The organism is Pseudomonas sp. 51_B, assembly GCF_017491595.1.
In the GTDB taxonomy this organism is placed as follows: domain Bacteria; phylum Pseudomonadota; class Gammaproteobacteria; order Pseudomonadales; family Pseudomonadaceae; genus Aquipseudomonas; species Aquipseudomonas promysalinigenes.
Genome location: NZ_JAFGYW010000017.1, coordinates 73,592 through 99,848 on the forward strand (window position 1 = coordinate 73,592; position 26,257 = coordinate 99,848).

General features: G+C 60.1%; 22 protein-coding genes. 6 read left to right on the forward strand and 16 right to left on the reverse strand.

The window, feature by feature from the left end; translation table 11 throughout:
* Nucleotides 1-123 precede the first annotated feature (123 nt).
* Nucleotides 124-843, forward strand: coding sequence for a CSS-motif domain-containing protein (locus J5M56_RS17515; protein ID WP_243430818.1), 720 nt, complete (start codon nt 124-126; stop codon nt 841-843).
* A gap of 20 nt (nt 844-863) precedes the next feature.
* Here J5M56_RS17515 and hppD read toward each other — a convergent pair whose 3' ends face one another.
* The gene (hppD, locus tag J5M56_RS17520) at nt 864-1,940 is read right to left on the reverse strand and encodes a 4-hydroxyphenylpyruvate dioxygenase (RefSeq protein ID WP_207937420.1); all 1,077 of its coding nucleotides are present in this window, start codon (nt 1,938-1,940) and stop codon (nt 864-866) included.
* Nucleotides 1,941-2,241: 301 nt separating this feature from the next.
* Between hppD and J5M56_RS17525 the strand changes: the two genes are divergently transcribed.
* Both J5M56_RS17525 and rarD read left to right on the forward strand, forming a co-directional pair.
* Entirely contained in the window at nt 2,242-3,828 is a 1,587-nt protein-coding gene (locus tag J5M56_RS17525; protein ID WP_207937421.1) for a cyclic diguanylate phosphodiesterase, read from the forward strand.
* A gap of 32 nt (nt 3,829-3,860) precedes the next feature.
* The gene (rarD, locus tag J5M56_RS17530) at nt 3,861-4,748 is read left to right on the forward strand and encodes an EamA family transporter RarD (RefSeq protein ID WP_060476531.1); all 888 of its coding nucleotides are present in this window, start codon (nt 3,861-3,863) and stop codon (nt 4,746-4,748) included.
* Here the strand turns inward: rarD and J5M56_RS17535 are convergent.
* A complete protein-coding gene (locus J5M56_RS17535; RefSeq protein WP_207937422.1) occupies nt 4,711-6,282 on the reverse strand; it encodes a TerC family protein in 1,572 nt (523 codons plus the stop codon). The two genes, rarD and J5M56_RS17535, sit on opposite strands and share 38 nt — an antisense overlap.
* Before the next feature lie 258 nt (nt 6,283-6,540).
* On the opposite strand from J5M56_RS17535, the gene J5M56_RS17540 reads away from it, so the two are divergent.
* Nucleotides 6,541-7,122 (forward strand): LysE family translocator, encoded by a 582-nt coding sequence (locus J5M56_RS17540; RefSeq protein WP_207937423.1) that lies wholly within the window; start codon nt 6,541-6,543, stop codon nt 7,120-7,122.
* Here the strand turns inward: J5M56_RS17540 and J5M56_RS17545 are convergent.
* The 4 genes from J5M56_RS17545 to J5M56_RS17560 all read right to left on the reverse strand — a co-directional run bounded on the left by J5M56_RS17545 (nt 7,067) and on the right by J5M56_RS17560 (nt 10,936).
* A complete protein-coding gene (locus J5M56_RS17545) occupies nt 7,067-7,954 on the reverse strand; it encodes an AraC family transcriptional regulator (protein WP_207937424.1) in 888 nt (295 codons plus the stop codon). The two genes, J5M56_RS17540 and J5M56_RS17545, sit on opposite strands and share 56 nt — an antisense overlap.
* 31 nt (nt 7,955-7,985) lie before the next feature.
* A complete protein-coding gene (locus J5M56_RS17550; RefSeq protein WP_207937425.1) occupies nt 7,986-9,404 on the reverse strand; it encodes a TIGR00366 family protein in 1,419 nt (472 codons plus the stop codon).
* A gap of 141 nt (nt 9,405-9,545) precedes the next feature.
* Complete coding sequence (locus tag J5M56_RS17555; RefSeq protein ID WP_186477123.1) at nt 9,546-10,202, reverse strand: CoA transferase subunit B; 657 nt, start codon at nt 10,200-10,202, stop codon at nt 9,546-9,548.
* Nucleotides 10,203-10,237: 35 nt separating this feature from the next.
* Nucleotides 10,238-10,936, reverse strand: a complete 699-nt coding sequence (locus J5M56_RS17560) for a CoA transferase subunit A (protein WP_060476536.1) — start codon at nt 10,934-10,936, stop codon at nt 10,238-10,240.
* 138 nt (nt 10,937-11,074) lie between these two features.
* On the opposite strand from J5M56_RS17560, the gene J5M56_RS17565 reads away from it, so the two are divergent.
* Together J5M56_RS17565 and J5M56_RS17570 are read left to right on the forward strand one after the other, a co-directional pair.
* A complete protein-coding gene (locus tag J5M56_RS17565) occupies nt 11,075-11,980 on the forward strand; it encodes a LysR family transcriptional regulator (RefSeq protein ID WP_207937426.1) in 906 nt (301 codons plus the stop codon).
* Nucleotides 11,968-12,789: an aldo/keto reductase gene (locus J5M56_RS17570; RefSeq protein ID WP_207937427.1), complete on the forward strand. Its 822-nt coding sequence runs from the start codon at nt 11,968-11,970 to the stop codon at nt 12,787-12,789. Before J5M56_RS17565 ends, J5M56_RS17570 begins: the two co-directional genes overlap by 13 nt.
* 13 nt (nt 12,790-12,802) lie before the next feature.
* Here J5M56_RS17570 and J5M56_RS17575 read toward each other — a convergent pair whose 3' ends face one another.
* The 10 genes from J5M56_RS17575 to J5M56_RS17620 form a co-directional block, all read right to left on the reverse strand.
* A complete protein-coding gene (locus J5M56_RS17575) occupies nt 12,803-15,883 on the reverse strand; it encodes an error-prone DNA polymerase (RefSeq protein ID WP_207937428.1) in 3,081 nt (1,026 codons plus the stop codon).
* Nucleotides 15,880-17,298: a DNA polymerase Y family protein gene (locus tag J5M56_RS17580; RefSeq protein WP_207937429.1), complete on the reverse strand. Its 1,419-nt coding sequence runs from the start codon at nt 17,296-17,298 to the stop codon at nt 15,880-15,882. Before J5M56_RS17580 ends, J5M56_RS17575 begins: the two co-directional genes overlap by 4 nt.
* Nucleotides 17,299-17,304: 6 nt before the next feature.
* Nucleotides 17,305-17,925: a translesion DNA synthesis-associated protein ImuA gene (gene imuA / locus J5M56_RS17585; RefSeq protein WP_060476540.1), complete on the reverse strand. Its 621-nt coding sequence runs from the start codon at nt 17,923-17,925 to the stop codon at nt 17,305-17,307.
* The gene (lexA, locus tag J5M56_RS17590) at nt 17,925-18,542 is read right to left on the reverse strand and encodes a transcriptional repressor LexA (RefSeq protein WP_186477119.1); all 618 of its coding nucleotides are present in this window, start codon (nt 18,540-18,542) and stop codon (nt 17,925-17,927) included. Before lexA ends, imuA begins: the two co-directional genes overlap by 1 nt.
* A gap of 170 nt (nt 18,543-18,712) precedes the next feature.
* A complete protein-coding gene (locus tag J5M56_RS17595) occupies nt 18,713-20,095 on the reverse strand; it encodes an LLM class flavin-dependent oxidoreductase (protein ID WP_186477118.1) in 1,383 nt (460 codons plus the stop codon).
* 200 nt (nt 20,096-20,295) lie between these two features.
* On the reverse strand, nt 20,296-20,763 hold the full coding sequence (msrA, locus tag J5M56_RS17600) for a peptide-methionine (S)-S-oxide reductase MsrA (protein WP_207937430.1): 468 nt from the start codon (nt 20,761-20,763) through the stop codon (nt 20,296-20,298).
* Nucleotides 20,760-21,677: a homocysteine S-methyltransferase family protein gene (locus J5M56_RS17605; RefSeq protein WP_207937431.1), complete on the reverse strand. Its 918-nt coding sequence runs from the start codon at nt 21,675-21,677 to the stop codon at nt 20,760-20,762. Before J5M56_RS17605 ends, msrA begins: the two co-directional genes overlap by 4 nt.
* On the reverse strand, nt 21,674-22,681 hold the full coding sequence (locus tag J5M56_RS17610) for a glycine betaine ABC transporter substrate-binding protein (protein ID WP_225915527.1): 1,008 nt from the start codon (nt 22,679-22,681) through the stop codon (nt 21,674-21,676). Before J5M56_RS17610 ends, J5M56_RS17605 begins: the two co-directional genes overlap by 4 nt.
* Before the next feature lie 59 nt (nt 22,682-22,740).
* Nucleotides 22,741-24,828 (reverse strand): ATP-binding cassette domain-containing protein, encoded by a 2,088-nt coding sequence (locus J5M56_RS17615; protein ID WP_207937432.1) that lies wholly within the window; start codon nt 24,826-24,828, stop codon nt 22,741-22,743.
* A gap of 464 nt (nt 24,829-25,292) precedes the next feature.
* Nucleotides 25,293-26,249: an aliphatic sulfonate ABC transporter substrate-binding protein gene (locus J5M56_RS17620; RefSeq protein WP_186477113.1), complete on the reverse strand. Its 957-nt coding sequence runs from the start codon at nt 26,247-26,249 to the stop codon at nt 25,293-25,295.
* Nucleotides 26,250-26,257 lie beyond the last annotated feature (8 nt).

The window sequence follows — 26,257 nt, forward strand, 5'->3', positions numbered from 1 at the left end:
TCATCTCGAGCTGCTGGGAAATGGGGCTGGACATTCATGTCAAGAATCAAAACTGCAGGGCAGAGTTTGATCGAACTTTTACTGACATTGGCGATAAGTTTGCTGCCGGTGGGCACTGGGCTGATGATCATGTTCTATCAACAAGACAAGAAGCTCGAGGAGACGGCAAGAATCTCGGTTGGCGAAGCCATCTATTCGGTGGACTTGGCACTGGACCGCATCAAGGCATCGGCCACTGCTGCAATGACACTGGCAGGAACCCACTGCGAGAACGCCGAGCCACAATTGATCGACTTGGTAACCCAAGCACCTCACCTACGCTCGCTAGCTTTGACTTCCAACGGGCGACCCTACTGCAACAGCATGAAGGCGCCGTCTGCACCGGATCAAAGCTTCGCCGATGTCAGCTCGCAGTTTCGTTTGATGCTGGACCCTCCTGTAACACCTCACGACATGCTCTTGGTCTATCAGACCACGCAAGAGAACAGAGGAGTCATCGCCACGTCTTATGGCATCCTGCTTCAAAATGAACTGCGCGCTTTTCAAACTGGCCTGACATTGTTGCTGGAGTTCGAAGACCTGTATATCTGGAGCGACGGCGACAGTCGCGACGCGTCCAGGCCCTCACAAGCCGAGTTTTTCCAAGAGGGTGTTTCGAAAAAGTACGGGTACACCGTCAAAGCGGGGTACCCGTCAGGCTACTCGGCCCGGGAAGCTCGCCAGACCATGAAACAATTATTCCCATCCCTGGCGCTGGTGGGCATCATCACCGGCGCAATTGCCTACTGGGGCTTGTTCCGGCAGCGTAGCCGCCGCGTGAGGGGCGCCGTCAGCCAGGGCTGACGGCGCAACGCGGTATGCATTCAATCGGCACTGAGCACGCCACGGCGCACTTGATCGCGCTCGATGGACTCGAACAATGCCTTGAAATTGCCCTCACCGAACCCGTCATCCCCTTTACGCTGGATGAACTCGAAGAAAACCGGGCCAAGTAGCGTTTCCGAGAAAATCTGCAGCAGAAGGCGTTTGTCGCCTGACTCGGAAGCGCCATCGAGCAGGATACCGCGCGCTTGCAGTTGGCCCACTGGCTCGCCGTGGCCAGGCAGGCGTTCTTCGAGCATTTCGTAGTAAGTTTGCGGCGGCGCGGTCATGAAGCGCATGCCAAGGCCCTTGAGGGCATCCCAGGTCTTGAGCAGGTCATCGGTCAAGAAGGCCACATGCTGTATACCTTCACCGTTGAACTGCATGAGGAACTCTTCGATCTGCCCCGCCCCCTTGGACGACTCTTCGTTGAGCGGAATGCGGATCATGCCGTCAGGTGCGGTCATGGCCTTGGACGTGAGGCCGGTATATTCGCCTTTGATGTCGAAGTAACGGATTTCACGGAAGTTGAACAGCTTTTCGTAGAACCCGGCCCAATAAGCCATGCGCCCGCGGTAAACGTTGTGGGTCAGGTGGTCGATGATCTTCAGGCCCGCGCCAACCGGGTTGCGATCGACACCCTCGATGAAATTGAAGTCGATGTCATAGATCGAACTGCCTTCTTCGAAACGGTCGATCAAGTAGAGCGGAGCACCACCAATGCCTTTGATAGCGGGCAGGCGCAACTCCATCGGGCCAGTTTCTATCTCGACCGGCTGAGCCCCCAGCTCCAGAGCCCGGGCATAGGCTTCATGCGCGTTGCGCACGCGGAACGCCATGCCGCACACGGACGGCCCATGCTCGGCAGCGAAATACGAGGCAATGCTCTTGGGTTCGTTGTTCAAAATAAGGTTGATACCGCCCTGGCGATACAGGTGCACATCCTTGGAACGGTGGGTGGCCACTTTGGTGAAGCCCAGCATCTGGAATACCGGCTCCAGCACCCCTGGCGTCGGCGAGGCGAGCTCAATGAATTCGAAGCCCATCAGGCCCATTGGATTGTCAAAGATATCAGCCATGTTCGTACCCTCATCTGCAGCGAAAATTAAAGAATGCGTAGGATGTGGAACGACAGTGGCGGAGAGCACGGGATACCGCGCACGCTACGCGCGAGGAAGTCACCAATGATCAGCTTGAACCCATGGTATGTCATATGGACCCATTCTCGGCGGGGTTGACCCTTCACGCTGGAAGGACCTTATTGTTGTATTCGTAAATGAATTCTACATGGCGTAAATGGCTTTGTCGCGCATTAGTTAGTCACGCTGCCCAGCAAAAGGCTATCCTCAGCTTGTCAGCATTCAGGAAGATCGACAGCGCATGCCTCTCACCTCCAAACGCCCCGCTCGGTGCAGTTGGCGCTCTCTGCTGCCGTGGGCGGTCGGCGTGCTGCCGCTGGCCTGCGGCCTGGCGGTGATGAACTGGCAGATCGAGCGCGAATTGCGTGCCAGCAGCCAGGCGACTACACAGCAGGTGGTCGAGCATGTCGATCACATTCTAGACAACCTGGCCAACGCCGCGCAGGCGCTGCTGCCGCTGGCAGGAAGCCCATGCAGCGAGGTGGAGCTGGCACTGCGCACTCAGGTCACGCGCAATGCTTTTGTCAGGTCAACCAACCTGTTTCGCCAGAACAACCTGTATTGCACCTCACTGTTTGGCGATTACCACGAGCCCGTTCACGCGAGTGATTACACTGACGGGCAGCTCTGGCTGATGAATGGCAACTCGGTAACGCCTGGCCACCCCCTGCTGGTGTATCGCGCCATCGATGGCGATCGCGGAGCGATTACCACGCTGGACGGCGACCATCTGCTCTCGGCTTTGCGTTTGATCGGCTCGCAGGAGGCACTACAGATCCGTGTCGGCAACGCCTGGATGGGCAAGGACGGCGTGGTGCATAGCGGCGTTCCACCGGTTGCCGCCACCGCCGATCTAACCCTAGGCTCGGCTCGCTACCCTTTCAGCGTGCACGGTGGCTACGGGGCCGACAAACCTGCCCAGATGCTGCGCAGTCACTACCCTGCCCTGCTCAGCCTGTTGTTGATACTCGGGGTGGCCGCCGGCAGTGTCTGCCACTGGCAACTGCGCCGCGCCAGCTCCCCCCGTGCGGAACTGCAGCGGGCGTTGCAAGCCGATGAGTTCTTGCCCTATTTCCAACCGGTTGTGCGCAGAGGGGACTACCGCTGGGCGGGGGCCGAAGTGCTGATGCGCTGGAACCATCCCCGCGAAGGCCTGGTCCGCCCGGACCTGTTCATCCCCTACGCCGAACACAGCGGTCAGATCGTCGAGATGACCCGGGCGCTGATGCTGCACACTGCGCAGAACCTCGCCCCTTACGCAGCGTTGTTGGAAGACGGCTTTCATATCGGCATCAATATCACTGCCGATCACTGTCGAGATTTGAGCCTGCTCGACGACTGCCGAACCTTCCTTGAGCATTTCCCCGCAGGAAGGATACGGCTGACACTGGAGCTGACCGAGCGCAAACTGCTCGAGGCCACGCCGGTCGCATTGGAATTGTTCGCCAAACTGCATGAGATGGGGGTGATGATCGCCCTCGATGATTTTGGCACCGGCCAATCAAGCCTCAACTACCTGCGCCAGTTCAAGGTCGATTACCTGAAGATCGACCAGAGCTTCGTGGCCATGATCGGGGGCGATGCGTTGTCGCAACATATCCTGGACAGCATCATCGAGCTTTGCGCCAAATTGAGCTTGGGCATCGTTGCCGAAGGGGTTGAAACCGAGGTTCAGCGGGACTACCTGGCGCGCAGCGGCGTGGACTTCCAGCAGGGTTACCTGTTCGCTCGGCCAATGCCAGCAGCCGATTTTCTTCGGGCACTCGCGGCGCGACCGGGCGGCCCAAGGTTGCCGCAGGACGCGCCCCCTGAGATCATGCCCGGCTGATCCACCGGTCCACTCTCCTATCCGAGGCATTCGTGTCAAAAGGCATTATTTCATCGGTCATGGCGTCCTGTCTGTTCGCCGTGATGTATTTCTATTCCTCCCTGCTTTCGCCGCTCGATGGCGAGGAGATCTTTGGCTGGCGTACATTGCTGACCTTACCTTGCCTGACGCTGTTCATGCTGGCCAGCAAAGACTGGAAGCGCGTCGGCGAGCTGCTCGCTCGGGTTCGGCAGACGCCGGCGCTGCTGCTGGGTATGGTGGGTACTTCCTGGCTGATGGGTGTGCAGTTGTGGCTGTTTCTTTGGGCTCCCCTGCACGGGCGCAGCCTGGAGGTGTCGATGGGGTACTTCCTGCTGCCGCTGGCGATGGTGCTCACCGGGCGGCTGGTCTATGGCGAGCGGCTGTCACGCCTGCAGGCTGTGGCGGTTTGTTGCGCAGCTGTGGGGGTGGGGCACGAGCTTTACCAGCATGGCAGCTTCGCCTGGGAAACGTTGGTAGTAATGATCGGCTACCCGATCTACTTCGTGCTGAGGCGACGCTGCCGCACCGATCACCTGGGCGGCCTGTGGTGCGACATGTGCCTATTGCTGCCCTGGGCGTTGTACTTCGTCACCCAAGGTGCACTGTCGGCGACAGACATGCAGCAACACCCTGGCCTCTATGGCTTGATCCCGCTGCTGGGGGCGATCAGCGCCTGCGCACTGATCGCGTATGTGCTGGCAAGCCGCCTGTTGCCCTTTAGCCTGTTCGGCCTGCTGAGCTATGTCGAACCCGTCTTGCTGGTCGGCGTCGCCCTGCTGCTCGGGGAGACGATCGGCCCGGATCAGTGGCTGACTTACCTACCGATCTGGGCCGCTGTACTGGTGCTGGTGCTTGAAGGCTTCAAGCACCTGCTGCGTCAGCGTCGGCGCTCTGTGTGAGGCGCACCTGGCGTACCCGCCGCTCCTCGACCGCCACCACCGTCATGCTCCAGCCACCGTAGGCTAACCGGTCACCTACCACTGGCAGACGGTCCAGCAGGCTCATGACCAGGCCTGCAAGGGTCTGGTAGTCCTCAGTGGCACGGGCGCTGAAGCCTGTACGGGCCTGGACCTGGCTGAGGTTCATGGCGCCATTGACGATGAAGCCATCACCCTCCTCGACGATCGCTGGGCCCTCGACCTCGCTGGCATCAGGCAATTCGCCAGCGATCGACTCGAGGATGTCGGTCATGGTCAACAGCCCGGTGAAATCCCCGAACTCATTGATCACGAAAGCGATATGGGTCGACTGGCTGCGCATCTGCTCCAGGGCATTGAAGATACTGAAGCTCTCCAACAGGTTCAGCGGGGCTCGGGCCATGCGTTCGAGGTTGGGCTGGCTGCCGCCGAGCATTTCCTTGAGCAATTCCTTCTTGTGTACGAAGCCCAACGGCTCTTCGATATGGCCATTTCGAATCAACGGCAGACGCGAATAGGGCGAGTTGGCCAGCGCTTGGCTGATGGCCTGCGCAGGTTGCGCAAGGTCAATGACATCGACCTGCGCCCGTGGGGTCATCACCGTGCGGATCGGTCGCTCGGCCAGGTTCAACACACCACTGATCATCACGCGTTCACGGCGGTCGAACAGCACCTGCTCACCGCCACCTTCGACCAGGTCGGCAATTTCTTCACCGACCTCGTCAGCTTCCACCCGGCGCCCGCCCAGCAGGCGCAAAACGGCGTGAGCCGTGCGCTCACGCAGCGGACGATGCTGTTGCAGGCTGCGTTTGCGACGGGCGCGAGCCAACTGATTGAACAGCTCGATAAGGATCGAGAAACCAATGGCCGCATAAAGGTAGCCCTTGGGAATGTGGAACCCAAGGCCTTCGGCGGTCAGGCTGAAGCCGATCATCATCAAGAAGCCCAGACACAGCATGATCACCGTCGGGTGAGCATTGACGAAGCGGGTCAGCGGCTTACTGGCCACGATCATGATACCGATCGAGAAGATGACCGCGATCATCATCACCGACAGGTGTTCGACCATACCCACCGCGGTAATTACCGCGTCCAGCGAAAACACCGCATCGAGCACGACGATCTGCGCCACGATCGGCCAGAACGCAGCATGGCGCAGCACGCCACTGGCCTGTGTCACATGCCCTTCCAGCCTCTCATGCAGTTCCATAGTGGCTTTGAACAGCAGGAACACACCGCCGAACAACATGATCAGGTCACGGCCGGAGAAACTCTTGCCCATGACTTCGAACAGCGGCGCAGTGAGGGTGACCATCCACGAGATACTGGCCAGCAGGCCCAGACGCATGATCAGCGCCAGGCTCAGGCCGATCACTCGCGCACGGTCACGCTGATGCGGCGGCAGTTTGTCGGCAAGGATGGCGATGAACACCAGATTGTCGATACCTAGCACCAGCTCGAGGACGATAAGCGTCAACAGGCCTAGCCAGGCCGTTGGATCGGCTAGCCATTCCATTAGCGGGTGCTCACGTTGAAAGCGTCACATGGACGGGGGGAGGATGGCCAGGAAGGCCGAAAACTGGGGGGCTCCGCGAAGGTGCTCATATAGACCTGAAAACAGAATAGGGAACACGATCCTACAAGTGAGGTAGCTTTTTCGCATAGCGCGAAACTATTTCAAAACCTTAACGGCTTTCACAGGGGATTATTTTTCAATACCTGGCCATTGAAGGGGCGCAGGATTGCGGCATTGTCCATCAATCGGAGCCACCCCATGAGCCTGTCCATTTCAATGGCCGCATTCGCCCTTGCAGCATCGATCTCGCCTGGGCCGGTCAACATCGTCGCGCTGGGCAGCGGTGCCCGCCATGGGCTGCGCGCCAGCCTCAGGCATGTGACCGGCGCGACACTGGGCTTTTGCCTGCTGTTACTGCTGGTTGGCCTCGGATTGCACGAACTGCTGTTGCGCTGGCCGCTACTCGGCCAGGCGCTGCACCTGGGGGGCGTGGGGTTCTTGCTGTACATGGCATGGAAGTTGGCCAGCGACGATGGGCAACTGGGCAGCCCCGATCAGCACGACGCCCCAACGGCCTGGCAGGGTGCGGCGATGCAATGGCTCAACCCCAAAGCCTGGCTGGCGGCAGTCGCAGGAGTGGGCGCCTACACCGGCGGCGAACATCAATTGTTGTGGCTGTTCACCTGGATCTATGGGCCGATCTGTTTCGTCTCGGTAGCCTGCTGGGCCTGGGCAGGGAGTGTGATCGGCCAGTACCTGCGCCAACCCCGTTACCTGCAATTATTCAATCGCGGGCTGGCAGTGCTATTGGTGGGCAGCGCTGTGTACCTGCTGGTTTGAAGCTGCCATTGCTGGCCTCTTCGCAACTCAGAGAAGCCACTGGTGCGGGTAGCGGCGGCGCATCGCGGTAATGCCCGGGCGTAGCCGCCAGATGTCGCTTGAAAGCACGCTGCAAATGCGACTGATCGGCAAACCCAGCCTCCACCGCCACCTCGGCGATCGCTCGGCCCTGGCGCAACTGCGCACGTGCCTGCTGTATCCGCAGGTCAAGCAGGTAGCCATGAGGTGTCAGGCCAAAGCGCTGCTCGAATGCACGGATCAGGTAAGACCGCGACAGGCCGCAAGCAGCGCATACGTCCGCCAGGGTCAAAGGGTCACTGCGGTGGGCGCGCATGAAAGCCGCCGCCGCATCCAGTTGTGGGTGGTCGGCGCGCAGCGTTTGCACCGGGCTGTGCAGGTAAGTGGGCAGCTCCTTGAAAAAAATGGCTAGCCGAGCTTGGCGGTCGGTAGTTTGGGCATCGAACAGATCGGCGAACAGCTGCAGCAGCCGGCTGTAAAGGCGCGCTGATGTGCTGAAGGTTTGCGCAGGCAGAACAAACCCATGCTGCTGCAACCACGGCATGTCGACGAATAGCATCAGGTAAGACCAAGGCTGCCCGGCGATCGGGTTGCAGCTGTGCACCACGCCAGGGTTCATCAGCACGGTGGTACCTGCCTGAACCTCTATCTGGCTCGCACCGCTGTGATAAGTGCTGCGCCCTCCAGTGATCACACCGATGGAGAAGCTTTCATGGGAATGGGGCGCATAGCAGACCTTGCACCCATCCCCCACGCGCCTGGCTTCGACGAAGGGCAATGCAGGATCGCGCCAGAACCGTGAAACCTCGATCATCACCCTGCCCCTTGCTGCATCCGGACTGCCATCAAGGCATAACGGGCGGCATGTATTGCAACGTAGTGCCCAGCGCCCATAGCAGCAACAGCACCAAGGGCACATGCACCAATAACTGCACGAACGAGAAACCGATCAAGTCGCGCGCCTTGAGCCCCAACACACCGAGCAGCGGCAACATGTAGAACGGGTTGATCAGGTTCGGCAGCGCCTCGGCAGCGTTGTAGATCTGCACCGCCCAACCCAGATGGTACTGCAGGTCGTTGGCCACCAGCATCACGTAGGGCGCTTCGATGATCCACTTGCCGCCGCCGGATGGGATGAAGAAGCCCAGCACCGCCGAGTACACCCCCATCAGCAGTGCATAAGTATCATGGGTGGCGATCTGGGTGAAGAACAACGAAATGTGGTGAGCCAGCGTCTGTTCATCCACACCTTTGACCTGGGTGAGAATCGCGGCGATCGAGCCATACAGGGGGAACTGGATCAGTACACCGGTGGTGGTCGGCACGGCCCGCGCCACCGCGTCGAGGAAACTGCGCGGCCGCCAGTGCAACAAGGCACCGAGCGTGATGAACAGCAAGTTGTAGGTGTTGAGCCCGGAAATGGCAGTGATTGCAGGTTTGCTGGCGAACTCCTGATACAGCCAGCCGCCAGCCAGGGCTACCAGCATGATGATCAGAATCGGGCTATGTTCCAACCACTCGCCTGGGCGTGTGCGCTTGGCCGCCGGCGGGGCGGTGAAGCTGGGGTCGACGCCGCAATCTTCGGCGCTGCGCGCACTGTTTGGACCGGGTGCGGTGGCATAGGCGATCACCAGCGAGACGATGACCAGGGCCGCCAACATGACCCCCGACTGCCAGAGGAAGATGGTCTCGGTGAACGGGATCACACCGGTGATCGACAGAATCGAAGGCGGCAGGCTGGCCGGGTTGGCTTGCAACTGCGCGGCCGAGGATGACAAGCCCAGCGCCCACACCGCGCCCAGGCCCAGATAGGCGGCGGCACCGGCGGCGCGATAGTCCATTTTAAGCTCAGTGCGCCGAGCCAGGGCACGTACCAGCAAGCCGCCGAACACCAGCGACAGGCCCCAGTTGAGCAGCGAAGCCAGCATCGAGATCAATGCTACCCAACACACTGCGGAGCGGCCATTGCTGGGAATGCGCGCAAGACGGTCGATCAAGCGGGCGGCCGGAGGCGAGCTGGCCACGACATAACCGCCGATGACCACAAAGGCCATTTGCATGGTGAAAGGGATCAGGCTCCAGAAGCCATCGCCAAAGGCCTTGGCCGTGTCGGTCGGCTTGGCGCCCATGGCCAGGGCTGCAATGCACACCAGCAGCACAGCAAGGGCAGCGAACACCCAGGAGTCAGGGAACCAGCGTTCGGCCCAATTGGAACAGCGCAGGGCAAAGCGGGCGGAGCGGCTGTCTTGAATTTCAGCGGCCACGGTTACTTCCTTTTATTGATTTTATGAAGTTTTTCACGCAAAACGACAAAACCTGTGGCAGCGGGTTCACCCGCAAGAGCAACGGTGCAGTAACCGAAGCCTTGGCGGATGAACCCACTGCCACAGGTGCAATACGAAGCGTCAGAAGGTCATTTCTTTCACATCGTCCGGCACGATCAACTTGCCGGCGGTTTTCTCGACGATCTCGTCGATGCTTACACCGGGCGCGGTTTCGCGCAGGATGAACGCGCCATTCTCGATCTCAAGGTAGGCCAGGTCCGTCAGCACCTTGCGGATGCAACCCGCGCCGGTCAGGGGCAAGCTGCAGCGCGGCAGCAACTTGGACTCGCCATCCTTCGAAGCGTGGGTCATGGTGACGATGATGTTCTCTGCACCGGCCACCAAATCCATCGCGCCGCCCATGCCTTTGACCAGCTTGCCGGGGATCATCCACGAAGCGATGTTGCCCTCAACGTCAACCTCGAACGCTCCCAGCACGGTGAGGTCGACATGACCGCCACGGATCATGGCGAACGATTGCGCCGAGTCGAAGATCGATGCGCCGCGCCGGGCGGTCACGGTCTGTTTGCCGGCGTTGATCATGTCGGCATCGATGCTGGCTTCGGTAGGGAATTCGCCCATGCCGAGCAGGCCGTTTTCGGACTGCAGCATGACGTCCATGTCCGCCGGGACATAGTTGGCCACCAAGGTCGGGATGCCGATGCCAAGGTTGACGTAGTAGCCGTCCTTCAATTCACGGGCGACGCGTTGTGCCATCTGTTCGCGGGTCAGTGCCATGGTCAGGATCTCTTTGTTGTTCTGATGGGCGGCGCTCAGGCCTTGACGGTGCGCTTTTCGATACGTTTTTCGAAGGTACCGAGGATCACTCTGTCGACATAGATACCAGGGGTGTGGATCTCGCTGGGCAACAGCACCCCAGGCTCGACGATCTCCTCCACTTCGACCACGGTGATCTTGCCGGCGGTGGCGGCCAGCGGGTTGAAGTTCTGCGCGGTGTGGCGATAAACCACGTTGCCGTAGTGGTCGGCCTTCCAGCCCTTGACGATGGCGAAGTCACCGGTAATGGCTTCTTCGAGGATGTACTTGCGGCCTTTGAACTCACGCACCTCCTTGCCCTCGGCAACCGGGGTGCCATAGCCGGTGGCGGTGTAGAACGCCGGAATACCAGCGCCCCCGGCACGCATTTTCTCGGCCAGCGTACCTTGCGGGGTCAACTCGACGTCCAGCTCACCACTGAGCAACTGGCGTTCGAATTCAGCGTTCTCGCCCACATAGGAGGCGATCATCTTGCGGATCTGCCGGTCTTCAAGCAGCACGCCCAGGCCGAAACCATCGACGCCGCAGTTGTTGGAAACCACGGTCAGCCCCTTCACGCCCCGGCGCTTGATCTCGGCGATGAGGTTTTCAGGGATACCACACAGGCCGAAACCACCGGCCAGTACCGTCATGTTGTCGGTCAGGCCTGCCAGGGCCTCTTCATAGGTTGCAACGCGCTTGTCCAGTCCGGCCATGTTGATCCGCCTTTGTAGTTGTTGAACCGACGAGGCTGTCGGTGAGCGTGTAACGACATCTTCACCGCTGGCGACTGATTTGTTAATTTTGTTTTCATCATTGATTGATAACTTTTGCAAAACAACGCTGAGGCTACCATGAACGTCAAGCAGCTACGTGCCTTCGCCGCCGTAGCCAAATACCAGAGCTTCGCCCAGGCCGGCGAACACCTGCATGTGTCGCAACCTGCCTTGAGCCTGACCATCAAGGCCTTGGAGGAAAACCTGGGCGGCGCACTGCTCACCCGCACGACCCGCAGCGTCAGCCTCACAGCCGAAGGTGAGGTGTTGCTGCCGCTGGCCCGACGCCTGTTGGCCGACTGGGACGACACCGAAGAAATGCTGCGCCAGCGTTTCACGCTGCAATTGGGCCGCGTCTCGGTGGCTGCCATGCCTGCCTTTGCCGGCAACCTGCTGCCGCATTCGCTTAAAGTGTTCCGCCAGCGTTACCCCAAGGTCAACGTTACGGTGCATGACGTGATCAACGAACAAGTACTGGAACTGGTGCGCCACCGCCGCGTCGAACTGGGCATCGGTTTCGAGCCGGAAAACACCGATGGCCTGCACTTTCACCCGCTGTACCTTGACCGTTTCGTTGCCGTGGTGCCGGCCGATTCACCGCTGGCGCTGCAAACCCAGGTGACTTGGGCACAGCTGCTGGCCCAGGACTTCATTGCCCTGCAACGGCCATCGGCGGTGCGGCTGTTGCTTGAACAGAACATCGCTGTCCAGCATGGCAGGCTGGCGGTGGCGTTCGAAAGCCATCAGTTGTCCACCATTGGCCGCATGGTCGCCAGCGGCCTTGGCGTCAGCGCAGTGCCGGCGCTATGTATCAACCAGATGCAGGAACTCGGTGCGCGATGCGTGACCTTGATCGAGCCTGCCGTTGAGCGGCGAATTGGCGTGATCGCGCTGGCCGACCACAAACTGTCAACCGCAGCTCAGGCGCTGCTCGAAGTGGTGCTTTCCCACACCCACACTCCGGAGGTGACATGCGTTACGTAGAACTGGCAGGTTGCAAGGTGCCGGCCATTGGCCAGGGCACCTGGTACATGGGCGAGGATCCTGCTCGCAAGGCCGCTGAAGTGGCGGCCCTGCAACAAGGGATCGAACAGGGCATGACCCTGATCGACAGTGCCGAGATGTATGCCGAAGGCGGTGCCGAAGCCGTGGTCGGCCAAGCCATTGCCGGGCGCCGCGACAAGGTGTTTCTCGTCAGTAAGGTGTACCCGCACAATGCCAGCCGCCAAGGCGTTGCCCAGGCCTGTGAGCGAAGCCTCAAGCGCCTGGGCACTGAAATGATCGACCTGTACCTGCTGCATTGGCGTGGTCAGTATCCCCTGCAAGAGACGGTCGAGGCCTTCGAGCGCTTGTGCGAACAGGGAAAAGTCGGCCATTGGGGCGTATCGAACTTCGATGTGGACGACCTGCGCGAGCTGCACGACCCTCGATGCGCGACCAATCAAGTGCTGTACAACCCTGCGCAGCGTGGCATCGAGTTCGACTTGTTGCCGTGGAGCCGCCAGCGAGGCTTGCCGACCATGGCCTACTGCCCGCTGGCACAAGCTGGGCAGTTGCTCGATCATCCAGTGTTGAGAGAAATCGGTGAGCGCCACGGCGCGACCCCTGCCCAGGTCAGCCTGGCCTGGGTTACCCGCAAACATGATGTGATTGCCATCCCTAAAGCGGTGTCAGCGGAGCATGTGCGGTTGAATGCGGCTGCCGGGGCGTTGACCCTCACCCAAGAGGACTTGCGGGCAATCGACCGGGCATTCCCTGCGCCGCAGCGCAAGCAACATTTGGCGATGGTTTGACAGGCTCGGGAGGTCAGTGAAAATCTCGGCTTTTCACATCCAGCCCTTTTAGCAAAGGGCTGATGTCTTCAAGGCGCCGGGCAATCAGATGGCGCACGCCATTTTCCTGCTCGAGGCGCCCGCTGACCTTAAGCAACTGGGCCCCCACCAACGCCCGCCGCTGCCGTTCGGCCAGGTCCCGCCACACCACCACATTGACCATGCCGAACTCATCTTCGAGTGTCACGAAGGTCACACCACTGGCAGTCTGGGGCCGTTGGCGCCCTACAACCAGGCCGGTGACGGCTATCGCATCGCCATGTTCCAGCCCGGCGAGTTCAGCAGAGCTGCGGCAGCCCAGCGCCCGCAAGCGTGGACGCAATAGCCTGAGCGGGTGCGGGCCAAGGGTTGTGCCCAGGGTGTCGTAGTCGGCAACCAGGTCTTCACCCACAGTAGGCGCTGGCAACATCACCTCGGCCTCCGGCAACGCCTGAACCTCGGCGAACAGCGGCAACTGTGGCTGCACTGCCGCGACTTGCCAGCGCGCCTGGTGCCGGTCCCGCGCCAGTGCACGCAGAGCCCCGGCATCGGCAAGCCGGGCACGTGCACGGCTGTCCAGCCCTGCACGCAGGCACAGGTCTTCGATATCACGCCAGGGGCGCTGCGCCCTCGCCTGCTCCAAGCGGCGAGCATCCACTTCATTGAAGCCACGCACCTGGCGCAGGCCCAGGCGCAGGGCCAAGATGCCTTGGCCATCAGGCTCCAGGGTGCAGTCCCATTGGCTATGGAACACATCCACTGGACGCACCTCGATACCCTGCCGCCGAGCCTCCTGCAGCAACTGGTCCGGGCTGTAGAAGCCCATGGGCCAGCTGTTGATCAGTGCGCAGGTGAAGATCGCCGGTTCATGGCATTTGAGCCAACTGCTGGCGTAGCACAACAAGGCAAAGCTGGCGGCGTGGGACTCGGGGAAACCGTAGCTGCCAAACCCCTTGATCTGCTCGAATATACGTTCGGCGAATGCCACGTCGTAACCGTTGCGCAGCATGCCTTCGACCAGCCGCTGACGGTGGGGCTCCAGCCCACCATGGCGCTTCCAGGCTGCCATGCTGCGGCGCAGCTGGTCGGCCTCACCCGGGGTATAGTCGGCCGCGACCATGGCCAGCTCCATGACCTGCTCCTGAAACAGCGGCACGCCGAGAGTACGGGCGAATACTTCCTTGAGCTTCTGCGAGGGGTATGTCACCGGCTCCTGCTTCAAACGCCGGCGCAAGTAAGGGTGAACCATATCACCCTGGATCGGCCCGGGGCGCACGATGGCGACTTCGATCACCAGGTCATAGAACGTGCTGGGTTTGAGCCTGGGCAACATGGCCATCTGTGCCCGTGATTCGATCTGGAACACACCCATGGTTTCGGCACGGCTGATCATCGCGTAGGTTGCGGGGTCTTCGCTGGGGATCGTCGCCAGGGTCAGTTGCCGACCACGATGGCGTTGCACCAGGTCAAAGCAGCGGCGCAAAGCGCTAAGCATGCCCAGGGCCAACACATCGACCTTCAGCAGGCCGACCATGTCCAGGTCGTCTTTATCCCACTGGATCACCGTACGCTCGGCCATGGCGGCGTTTTCTACCGGCACCAAGTGGTCCAGCGGCTGCTCGGAGATGACGAACCCCCCGGGGTGCTGAGACAAATGACGAGGGAAACCGATCAGCTCACCGGCCAGAACCAGAATGCGCCGCAGCGAAGGGCTGCCCGGTTCGAAACCGGCCTCGGCCAGACGCTGCGAGTCAGGAATACGGTCGCTCCAGCGACCGCAGCATTTGGCCAAGGCATCGACCTGATCGGCCGGCAGGCCCAACACCCTGGCGACATCGCGCACGGCACCGGCTGCGTGGTAGGTGTTGACCACTGCGGTGAGTGCAGCGCGATGGCGGCCATAGCGGCGAAACACATATTGGATCACCTCTTCGCGCCGGTCGTGCTCGAAGTCCACGTCGATATCGGGCGGTTCATTGCGCTCGCGTGACAGGAAACGCTCGAACAGCAAGCGATGCTCCATCGGGTCCAGCTCAGTGATGCCCAGCACGAAACACACCACCGAATTGGCCGCAGAGCCCCGGCCTTGGCATAGGATGTGCTGGCTGCGGGCAAAGGCGACGATGTCGTGCACGGTGAGAAAATAGCTCTCGTAGCCCAGTTCCTGGATCAGCGCCAACTCTTTGTCCAGCACCGCCCGTACCTTGCTGCTTGGCCCGGTTGGCCAACGCTGTGGCAAGCCACGCTCGCACAGCTGGCGCAGCCAACTGGCAGGTGTGTGCCCCTCGGGTACCAGTTCGCGCGGGTACTGATAGCGCAATTGCGCTAGGTCGAACTGGCAACGCTCGGCAATGAGCAGGGTCTCGGCCAGCAAATCTGCTGGGTAAAGCGCTGCCAGTTGCGCTATTGGCCGCAGGTGGCGCTCACCATTGGCGAACAGATGGCGGCCCGCCTCGGCCACAGTGCAGTGCTGGCCGATGGCGGTCATGCAATCCTGAAGCGCACGCCGGCCGCGCACATGCATATGCACGTCACCGCAGGCCACCGCCCGAATGCCAAGCTGCGCTGCCAGAACTCGCAAACGGGCCAGGCGCAACTCGTCATCACTGGCGCGATGCAAGTGAACAGCCAGCCACAGGCGCTCGGCAAACAGCTCGCGTAGCCAGTGGCCAGTCGCCTGATCATCAGGATCGTCGGCTACCCACAGCGCCAGCAAGCCTGTGTGATGTTGCCGAAGGTCATCGGCGAACACTTGATAATCACCCTTCTCGGCCCGGCGCCGAGCGCGCGTGATCAGGGCGCAGAGGTTTTGATAGCCGGCCAGGTCCTGCACCAGCAAAACCAGTTTGGGGCCGTCCTGCAAACGCATTTCGCTACCGACGATCAAGCGCAGCTGCTGCGCCTTGGCAGCCTGCCAGGCACGCACGATACCTGCCAAGGTGCATTCGTCAGTGATCGCCAGGGCTTGGTAGCCCTGCTCGCGGGCGCGGACGAATAACTCCTCGGCACTGGATGCCCCGCGCTGAAAGCTGAAATTGGACAGGCAATGCAGCTCGGCGTAACCGCACGTGTTCATGCGAACCAGCCCTGCAGCCACAGCGGGCCAGGCTGAGCGAGGTCTTGATAGGCCCAACCACGCAGGCCATCACGGGTTTCGATGCGGTAATAGTCGCGGCGTACATCACCACCATCCCACCAGCCCGACTCGATGCGCTCTGCTTGCCCGAGCACGGTGTGTTGTGTCGCATCCAACGCCTGGGGTATGGGCAGTAACCAGCCGGGGCGGCTTCCGGGCAAGGCTGGCAGGCCTCCCTGAGCACCCTGTTCGGCCAGCTGCCAGGCACATTCGGGGCGATGGTCGGCCCCTGCACGCAACCCCTTGACGGCGTCGTCCCCTAACCGCGCACGCAAGCGTTCGCGCAGTTGCTCCCAAGGCTGGGCCTGCTGGGCCCGTGGGTCGAACAGCGCCTGGTGCTGGGGCACGAAGGCCGGCAGATCATCTGCGACCAGGCGCAGGTTGCGTACAGGTGCGCGAATGCGCAGCGCTTCCAAACGACCGCGCGCCAGTTCCAAGAGCATGGCAGGGTCACGCTCTGCGGCCAGCAAGCCCACGTGCAGTTGTGTATCCGCGCCTTGGGCATGCTCCAGATACAGATAGAACCGCTGAACACCGCAATCGCGCCCAGCAAGAAAAACCCCCAGGTCATTCAACATGCGCCGCAACGGGAACAGCAGGGCCTGGTGCGATTCGACATCGAAGTTGAGCTCTAGACGTGAGTCGAAGCGATCTGGTGGCTGGTAGAAATCCAGCCCGAAGGTACGCAGGCCAAGCAGTTGGTCAAGATGCAACTGGACCTGGGCAGAAAAACGCCGGGCCAACGCATCACGGGGCAATTCCAGAACCTGCCCCAACTGGCGCAGGCCCATGCGAACAAAGGCTTGGGCAGCGTCTGCTGGTAACCCGACCCGCTCGACAGGCATTCGCGCAAGCGCCGTTCGGGTCTGCTCAGCGCAGGTCAGGGCCAGGCCGTCATGGCCGTTGGCGAGCATGCGTGCGGCGACCGGGTTGGTAGCAAGGACGATGCGCTGGCGCAAACCCAATTCAGCGAGCTCTTCACGCAGGCGGGCCTGGAATTCAGGCCAGGGGCCGAACAACTGCAGGCTGGAGCCGACCTCAAGCAACAAAGCGCGCGGATAGTGAAGACTGACGTGGGCACTGAACCGGTAAGCCCAGGCTGCCAGCAACTGCTGCAGGTGATCGATACGCGCCGGGTCGGCCTCGACGCAGTGAAAACCATCGGCCAAGGCCCGTGCTGCCGTCAGTGTCAGCCCCGCGCGCAAGCCAAGCGCCGCCGCTGCTGGGTTCACAGCTTGCAACACGCGACGCTGGGCAGGGCCGCCGATTAGCACCAGTGGGGTATCGGGATCGTCACGCTCGCGCAGGATCGAGTCCAGCGCCAGCTGGGGCAAGAGGATACAGGCCCAGAGCATGCAACATCAGCCTCGCCCAGGACAGGCGATTGGCAGGGCCGGCGGCATACCGCCACGGCACTTGAGTACGCGCCATTGCGCCGGCCGCGTATCAACGGCTATACGCAGCGCCGCCGGTGACGGGTTGTTCGCAGCCTGTTGTGGGCGACAGGCGAAGGCCAGCGCCTGTCCGGTTTCGGCGGCCACCTGCAAACGCCGCAAGGCACGGTCATCGGCACGCTCCGGCCAGCACAGCACAGCGGCGCAGCTGGCCGAGCGCAAGCATTGTTCAGCCGCCCAAAGCACATCGGCCTGGGGGGCTTGGACCTGGATCAACCAGCGCAGGTCCACACCTGCGGCCTGCCAAGCGGGGGCATAGGGGATGAACGGCGGAGCTATCAGCACTACTCGGCCGCCTTGTGCGGTCAGGCGTGCCAGCGATGGCCAAAGCAGCTGCAACTCGCCACACCCTGGGCTGGCCAGCAGCAGCTCACTGAGGGCCGCCGCAGGCCAGCCGCCATCTGGCAAGTGCTGGTCGAGCGCTGCGTGCCCGGTAGGCTGCAGCCCTGCCGGGCGTACCTGGCCCTGGCGCCCCCGCCAGATCTGGCGTTGATCGAGCAGCCGATCAAGATCGACCACCGCGCCCATCAGTCGCGCCTCAACAGGCCACAGAACACGCCTTCGATGAAGAATTCGCGCTCTGGGCCTACGTCGATCGGCGCGTACGCCGGGTTGCGCGGTAACAGCCGATAACCACCGGGTTGGCGCTGCAGCCGCTTGATGGTGACCTCGCCGTCCAGACGGGCGACCACGATCTGGCCATCACGTGCTTCACTCTGCTGAAGGATGCCGACCAAATCGCCATCGAAAATGCCATCGCCGATCATCGAATCGCCGCGCACCTTGAGCAGGTAGTCTGGGGTGCGACGAAACAGGCTGGGGTCGAGAAGCAATTGCTCATGGATGCCCAGGTCCGGGCCGATGGGCGCACCAGCGGCCACCTGACCCAGTACTGGAAGCTCAAGGAGTTCAGGCCGGCGAAGCGGCTCAGCCAGGCGAATGCCCCGTGCCTGGTTGGGCGTGACATCGATATAGCCGGCCTGGCACAGCGCAGTGATGTGCTTGCGGGCCACGCTGCGCGAGGCGAAACCAAAGCGGCTGGCGATATCGGCCAGGCTTGGTGGTTGACTGTGGTCGGCAATGCGCTCGCGGATGTATTCGAGGATTGCACGGCGTTTTGGGGTGAGATTGTCCATGGAGCACATTTGTACTCTTTTCAGCGAACGCTGAAAAGACCTCTTCGTCACCTTATTCCTTCTCGACACAGATCAAGATTCAAAGCCCTACAAATGCCCCCTCACCGCACCTTTCTGAACCATCGTTTAGGGTGAATGCTCCACAGCGATGCGGATGAGTCGGCATGGCGAACGCAAGATCAGTTGGAGGCCGGGAAGCGGTAAGAGGCTCCGTAGGCGGACTCTGGTAGACGACTGGATCCATCAGCTCTGAGCCTCGAACGCAAACTCCCGCTCTGAGGGCTGGTTCGATAAAGCCCTCTTTTTTGCAGCTCCGGCACGACCAATTCCACAAAATCCTCCAATGTGCCAGGGCTCGTTAAGGGGTTAAGCATGTAACCACTGGTACCGGAGATCCGTGCATGCTCCTCGATGCTGTCCGCCACCTGCTGCGCAGTGCCCACCAAGATAAGATCGGTGCCCCGTGTAACGTTGGCGAAGCGCTTCTTGATGTCACCGGCGGTTAAAGGCCTCCCGCTTCCATCGGGTCGCATCATGTAGGACGTAAGACCTTCAGTATGAGTCGACAAGGCATCGCTGTCCGCATAGCGGCTCAGGTCGATGCCTGTGTCACCTGCATAGCTGACCAGTTGTGCCTCCAAGTGATAGTTGCTCTGGAGCTCGTCGTACTTGCGCTGGGCTTCAATCTCGGTTTTCGCCGTCACGATGCGCAGCACTGTTAGCGACTGCACGTCATCCCTAGCACGGCCACGTGCCTCAGCCATCGTCCAGATCTCTTCCAAGCCTTGGCGGATTTCATGTGGATTGGACTTGGCTATGAAGATCAGCTCGGCATGTTTGGCGGCGAACTCGCGCCCTCTTCCAGACCAGCCCGCTTGAATCAGCAATGGCGTTCGCTGTGGCGACGGAGCGGACAAATGAGGCCCTGCCACGCGGTAGCGCTCTCCTGCATGGTCGATCGGTTTGACCCGACCGCCTTGCGCGTACACACGGCGGGTTTTATCGGCGACCACTGCGTCGTCTGCCCAACTGCCCTCCCAAAGTTTGTACACCACATCCATGAACTCCTCGGCGCGCTCGTATCGATCTGCATGCTTGAGCATTTCTTCCAGACCGAAGTTACGCGCAGCACTGGAAAGATAGGAGGTGACAATGTTCCAACCCACCCGGCCGTTAGTCATGTGATCGAGCGTGCTGAAACGACGGGCATGGGCAAAAGGATGCTCGTAGGTGGTGGACACGGTAGCGCCGAACGCTAGGTTCTTGGTAATCGCTGCCAAGCCCGGGATGATCATCAGCGGGTCATTTGCAGGCGCCTCGACAGCCCACTCCACGGCTGCCTGCGCATTAGCGCCGAATACGTCATAGAAGCCCAACACGTCTGCGAAGAACAACATATCGAGGTTAGCCTGGTCAGCAATGCGTGCCTGGTTAGCCCAAAACTCGAAGGTGTTCGCAGCCAAGCGTTCATCTGCCGGGTGCGTCCACAAACTCGGCGCCCCACCGCAACCGACACTGGCCTGTTCGTACAGCGCAAACATAAGGGGTTTAGGGTCAGACATCACTGTTCCTTTAAATGTTTAGGGCGATGCATAGCATCTCGATGCTAGAGGCGACGGGATCCTTGCCGAGGTAAATCAGCATCGGCTTACTGTTAAGTGCTGCGGCTTGACGAGCTCGAGTCATCTACGCAGTAGATGACCTGCAAGTTCATCTGCAAGAAGCCGTGAGAAGATTCAGTCACTCAAGTCGGTGGCGCCATTCAAATTGAACAGCTGCTTGAGCCGTGTTTCTCCAGATACTGCTGCTGATCCTCATGCGCGAGCTGAAAGTCACCCAGTGGAAGGATGACGGTCACAACCGGTTTGTCGAAGTGGCCTGAGGCTTGCACCTGCTGTTTGGCCTCCCGTGCCACAGCAGCCTGCTGCATAGAGTGATAAAACACTGCAGAACGATATTTGACCCCGACATCTGCACCTTGGCGGTCAATGGACGTCGGATCGTGAAGTGTCCAGAAATGTTCGATCAGCTGATCATAGGAGAGGACTGTTGTATTGAAGTCTACCTGGACAACTTCGATCGACTCAGTCTCGGCCGCGGTTAGTTGCACAAAACCCACGCGACTATCTACCACGCCTGGCAATGCCCTGAAGGCTGCTTCTGCGCCCCAGAAGCAACCGGCACCAAAAGTGGCCTGCTCAATTTCTAACCCAGCTTCGATATCTGTCATGGCTCAACCCCTTCGTTACCGATCAAGTGAAGGTGCAGATGTTCAATGTGCTCCGGGCCAATGCCGCAGCAACCACCAATGATGCTGGCGCCGGCAGCGACCCAAGATCTGGCCCAACCCAGATAGGACTCCGGGCCCAGATCGCGACGCACTTCCAGCAAGGTGCTGTTGGCCTCGGCCTCTGCGCTAACCGGTGGAAACGCGTTTGCGTAAACCCCCAGCTCAATACGCTGGCCAGACTGCGCAATGGCCTTTCGAGCCTCAGCAAGCGCTTGCGCCATGACTTCCGGCTGGCTGCAATTGAACAGCACCGCTTTAGCCCCTAGCTCGGCGGCCACCCTGACCGCATCAATGACGGGTTCATGCGAGCGCAATCTTGGCGGCGCCCCAGCCTCGTCGATGAGCGTGAACGACACCCACAGAGGTCTGGCGTCTGCAACGAGCGCCTGAGCGACTGCCTGTAGCTCGGCGATCGAGCTTTGGGTTTCAGCAAGCCAGACATCGACATACGCACTCAATCCGTCAATGAGCTCCCTATGGATGGCGATTGATCGGTGATGATCGAACAGGTCGGGCCGATAGGACCCCAACGCGGGTGGGAGCGAACCCGCTACGGTAACGTGTTCACTACTGCTCGAAGCGGCTTGTCGAGCCAACTGCCCAGCACGGTCGGCCAGCGTTCGTCCCTCTCGCTCAAAGCGCTCATCACCGATGTGAAAGGGAACAACCGCATAGCTGTTTGTGGTGATGATGCGAGCACCGGCCTCGATGAATGCGCTATGTGCCTTTAACACGAAACTGGGCGCTTCGATCAGGGCAAGTGCAGACCACTCAGGCTGACGGAATGGCGCTCCGATACGCTTTAGCTCTCGACCCATGCCGCCGTCCAGCAAGCGCAAAATTGAGGTACTCATTGCGCTTTACTCACCAGGGGGGCCGAGGCTGCCAACCATTGATCAACCGTGGCGCCATTGGCTTTGATCCAAGCCTGAGCGGCCTCATCAGCCGGTATTTTCTCCTTTTCTATTTTCAGGATCAGCTCATTGAGCTGCGCAGGCTCGATGGCAACATTGCGCAGAAACTCAGCGATTCTCGGTGCACGCTTGCCTAATGCTGAAGACGCCAGAATATGGACCTTGGCATCGGGGAACGCGCAGGTGATCTGACTTTTGTTGAGCCAATCCGGGTCCACGGTTGGGCTTATGAACTTCCAGCAGCCGTCGGCCTTGTAGAGCGGGTCATCTTTCTTGTTGTCCTGGGCGTAGCCATCAAATGCCGGCTCTTCGAGACGACGCAGATCAAACGCCGAGAAGATCCAGTCCGGGGTATACGCATAAAACACCACACCACGTTGCGCTTTATAAGCTGCGGCCAGTTTTGCATAGGTCACCGATGCTTCGGTCGACACAGACTCAAACTTGTCGGCAAAGCCGTAATCCTTAGCCTTGATCTGGCCAATGTAGGTCGATTCCCAACCTGCCGGTCCAACCAGCAGTTGTGCCTTACCACCGCCCAGTGGCTCGAACAACTTCGCCACTTCCGGTTTTTGGAGATCGTAGATTGATTTGACTCCGTATTTGTCCTGCAAATACCCAGGAATGTAGAACCCTTGCTCGCCAGCATAAGGGTGAGTGTTCGGTATCAGTGAGCGGGTACCCCCTGTAACATACTTGGCCCAGGCGGCAGACTGATTGGGCAGCCAGATGTCGGTCAGCACATCAACGGTGCCATCACCTTTCGCCGCGGCACTAAAGAGTACCGGAACATCACCCGCCAAATACGACACATCGCCATCGAGCCGGTTTTGAATGATGTTTCCAAGGATATGTTGAATGGCGATGGCGCCTGTCCAGTTCTGCTCGCCGATGACAATTTTTTCTTTGGCAAGCACGGTTGCTGGAATGATCAGGGCGGTCACCGTTACCGCGTGCACTAGTTTGCGCAAGAGGTGTGTCTTCACTTTAAATCTCACTATTATCAGGTATGCAGATGAGCTTGCTTGTTCAAGCTGGATTGAATGATTCGATCAGGGACAAGTGCGCACAGTACAATCGCCACTCCGGCGAGCACCCCTTCTCCCCCCTTGATATTGCGCAGAGCCGTCATCACGTCGTAACCCAGCCCGCCTGCACCGATCAGGGCCGCCACGACAACCATCGACAGGCTCATGACCAGTGTTTGGTTGATCCCCAACAACAATGAGCGACGGGCCAGCGGCAACTGCACCTTGATCAGGGTTTGCCAGGGGCTAGCGCCATGAGCTCGGGCAGCCTCGACGGCATCCTTGGGGACTTCCTGAATACCCAGGGACGTCAGGCGAATCATAGGCGCCAAGGCAAATATCACCGTAGCAATCACGGCGGGTGTCTTACCCACAGAGAAGAACGCAACGGCCGGGATCAAATAGACAAAGGTGGGCAGGGTTTGCATAACGTCTAGCAGCGGCGTGACCAACCGCCTTACCAGAGGACGCTTCGCCAGCAGGATGCCCATCGGGACGCCTAAGACCAGGGCGATCAGCACCGATGATCCGACCAGTGCCAGCGTGGCGATGGTTCGCTCCCAGAACCCGAACACGCCAATGTAGAGCAGTGCCGCGCCACTGGTGAGTACCAACCCCAAGCTGGCTGAACGCCACGCCAAAAGCATCAAAGCCAGAGCCGGAACAGGCCATGGTAACCAAGAAAGGACATTCTCAATGCCTTCGATGACAGTTCGCACCGCAAAAATGATGCCGACGAATGCGCCTTCAAATGTCAGTTGCGACCAGCTGATGAACTGATCGATGCTTTGGGCTACTAGCAGCAAGATCTGGCGGTCAGCAGGGAACTCAAACAAAACGCCAGATGCATCTGGTGTCACCATGCGCAAAATCACCAATGCCTGACTAGCCACGAGCACCGCCAATGGCAGCCCCCAACCCGCTTTTGGTTGCCGCCTGGGTTGGGTGCCAAGCCAAACCGCCATGAAGCGGCTGCTTCCCAAAATGACGATTGCGAACAAAGCCGCCAACCATGACGACGTGACAATTCCTTTTACCAGTGTCGCCATAGCCGCAAGCTCTGTTGCAAAGCCTAGCCAGAACCTTCCACCTTGGCCGGGCGCAGCCAGCGCGGCTGGGCCCAGTAACAAGGATTGCCAAGCGCGCAACCCCGGGCGCTGATGCGGCACTGAGGGCATGCTCTGGGGCGTTTCGTTGACTAGATCTGCGACACTTCGCGTAGGTCCAGGCTTGGTAGCGCAGTCCTGGAAAAAATCCGCTACCCCAGCATCAGCCGGATGCTCGAGCATGTCGTGAGGCGTGCCCAATTGGACCAACTCGCCTCGGCGCAGCACGGCAATCCGGTCGGCAAGACGAATGGCTTCAGCAGGGTCGTGGGTGACCAGTAAAGTGGTGATACCGCGCTCGCGTGCAAGCGCCAGGAAATGGTTCTGAAGATCGCGACGGATGGTCGGATCCAAAGCACTGAATGGCTCATCCATCAAAAGGATGTCCGGGTCAATTACCAGCGCCCGTGCGAAACCGATCCGTTGCTGCATACCGCCTGACAGCTCATGTGGATAATGCTCTGCCCAACCTTCCAGACCGATTGCCTGCAGCTGCACCATAGCTGCTGCATGACGACTTGACTCAGGCTCGCCACGCAATTCAAGGGGTAACGCAACGTTATCCAGCACGGTGCGGTGAGGCAACAACCCAAAATGTTGAAATACCATGCCGATGCGGCGCGATCTCAAATCACGTAAGGCTTTGGGGCCCAAGCCGCTAATGGCCTGACCATCGATCAGGATTTCACCACTGGAAGGCTCGATCAGCCGATTGACGTGCCGCAACAATGTGGACTTGCCGCTTCCCGATGTTCCCATCAGGCACAGGACTTCGCCGCGCAGCACTTTCAAGCTGAAGTCGCTAACCGCCGGCAGCGCCGACGCATTTTTGCTGTCATAGGCCTTGGTCAAATTGCGCAGTTCAAGCACGACCTCACCTTTATTCGCATAATTGCTTAAGGACTGCGCAAGTCTCTGAGATGAGTCGATCGATAAGGTGGCCGAAGAAGTTTGCATGAGTGTCACTGGAGCTCCGGGCGAGCAACCCTGGCATGCGCGCAACTTGCCCGCACCAGAGTAGAAAAATTGGCTGAGCGCAGGCTGGAAACAAAATTCTGTAAGCCTGGCGCCTAAAAACGCTGCACGCCTGGCGCGACAGCCTCTCAAGGCATAAAGCTAATCGATCTTAAAAAGCGGGAACAAATACCTTTTTGGAATTACCTTAAGCTCTGCAAACCCCTGCAAACCGTGCTGCCTAGTGAGCAATCAGTGCCTGCCTGTCGCTGCCGCAACTCTGCGGCCATGGCGCCGAGCAAGAAGAGCCGCAGCTCGACAACGTCTATGTGATTTCTTCCGGCCTGCTTGAGCAGCAACGCACGATTACCCAGAGCCCCTTATCCTCGACATCATCAAAAACCAATTACTGCGAACAGACGACTTTGCTGGGGCACTGCGAGCACCCCAACGCTTTGCTCGTATAGCTAGTTCTGCGCCGGTTCATACAGGCTCACCGAGCTGGCATCCACTGCTTTTGGCAGCAGCCCCTCGCGATAGAATGCATCGGCAATGCGCTGCTGTTCGGCCAGGTTCTCCACCTTCACAGGCTGCACGTCATAACTGCGCCGTGCATTGGCTTGCTGGACCGTGGAGCTATCGAGGTTGCCCCACAACGGGCCTAGGATACGGGCCGCCTCCACCGGATTGGCCTTGGTCCAGGCCCCGACCTCTCGCAAAGCAAGATAGACCTGCTGCAGCACCTCGGGATGGGCCTTGGCGTAGTCGCTACCGGCCAGGTAGTAGCGCTGGTAGCTGGCCAGATCGCTGCCATCTGCCAGGATGCGCGCGTTCTGCTGGCGCTGGGCACTGGCCACGTACGGGTCCCAGGTCACCCAGGCATCGACCTTGTGATTCTCGAACGCGGCTCTGCCGTCAGCAGGAATCAGGTACGCTGGTGTGATGTCCTTGAAAGTCAACCCGGCCTTGGCCAAAGCCTGGATCAGCAGGTAGTGGCTGCCGGCCGCCTTGGTCACTGCAACACGTTTGCCTTTTAGGTCAGAAAGGGTCTTGAGCGGCGAGTCCGCCGGCACCAGAATCGCCTGGGCTGTAGGCGATGGCGCCTCACGGGCGAAATAGGTCAGCTTGGCGCCTGCCGCCTGGGTGAACACTGGCACGGTGTCAGCCACATCCGCCGATAGGTCGACGTTGCCCAGGTTCAGTGCTTCCAACAGCGGTAGCCCGCTGGGGAATTCGTGCCAGCTAATCCGAATACCCTGGGCCTGCAGGCGGTGCTCAAGGCTGCCACGGGCTTTGAGCAGGGTCAGCAGGGTCGAAGACTTCTGGTACCCGATGCGCAACGTCTGATCGGCGCTGGCCATTGTTGGCAGCAGAGCGCTGGTCAGCAGCGCGATAGTAAGCTGGCGTAGAGTTTTCAATTGCATGAAGCGAT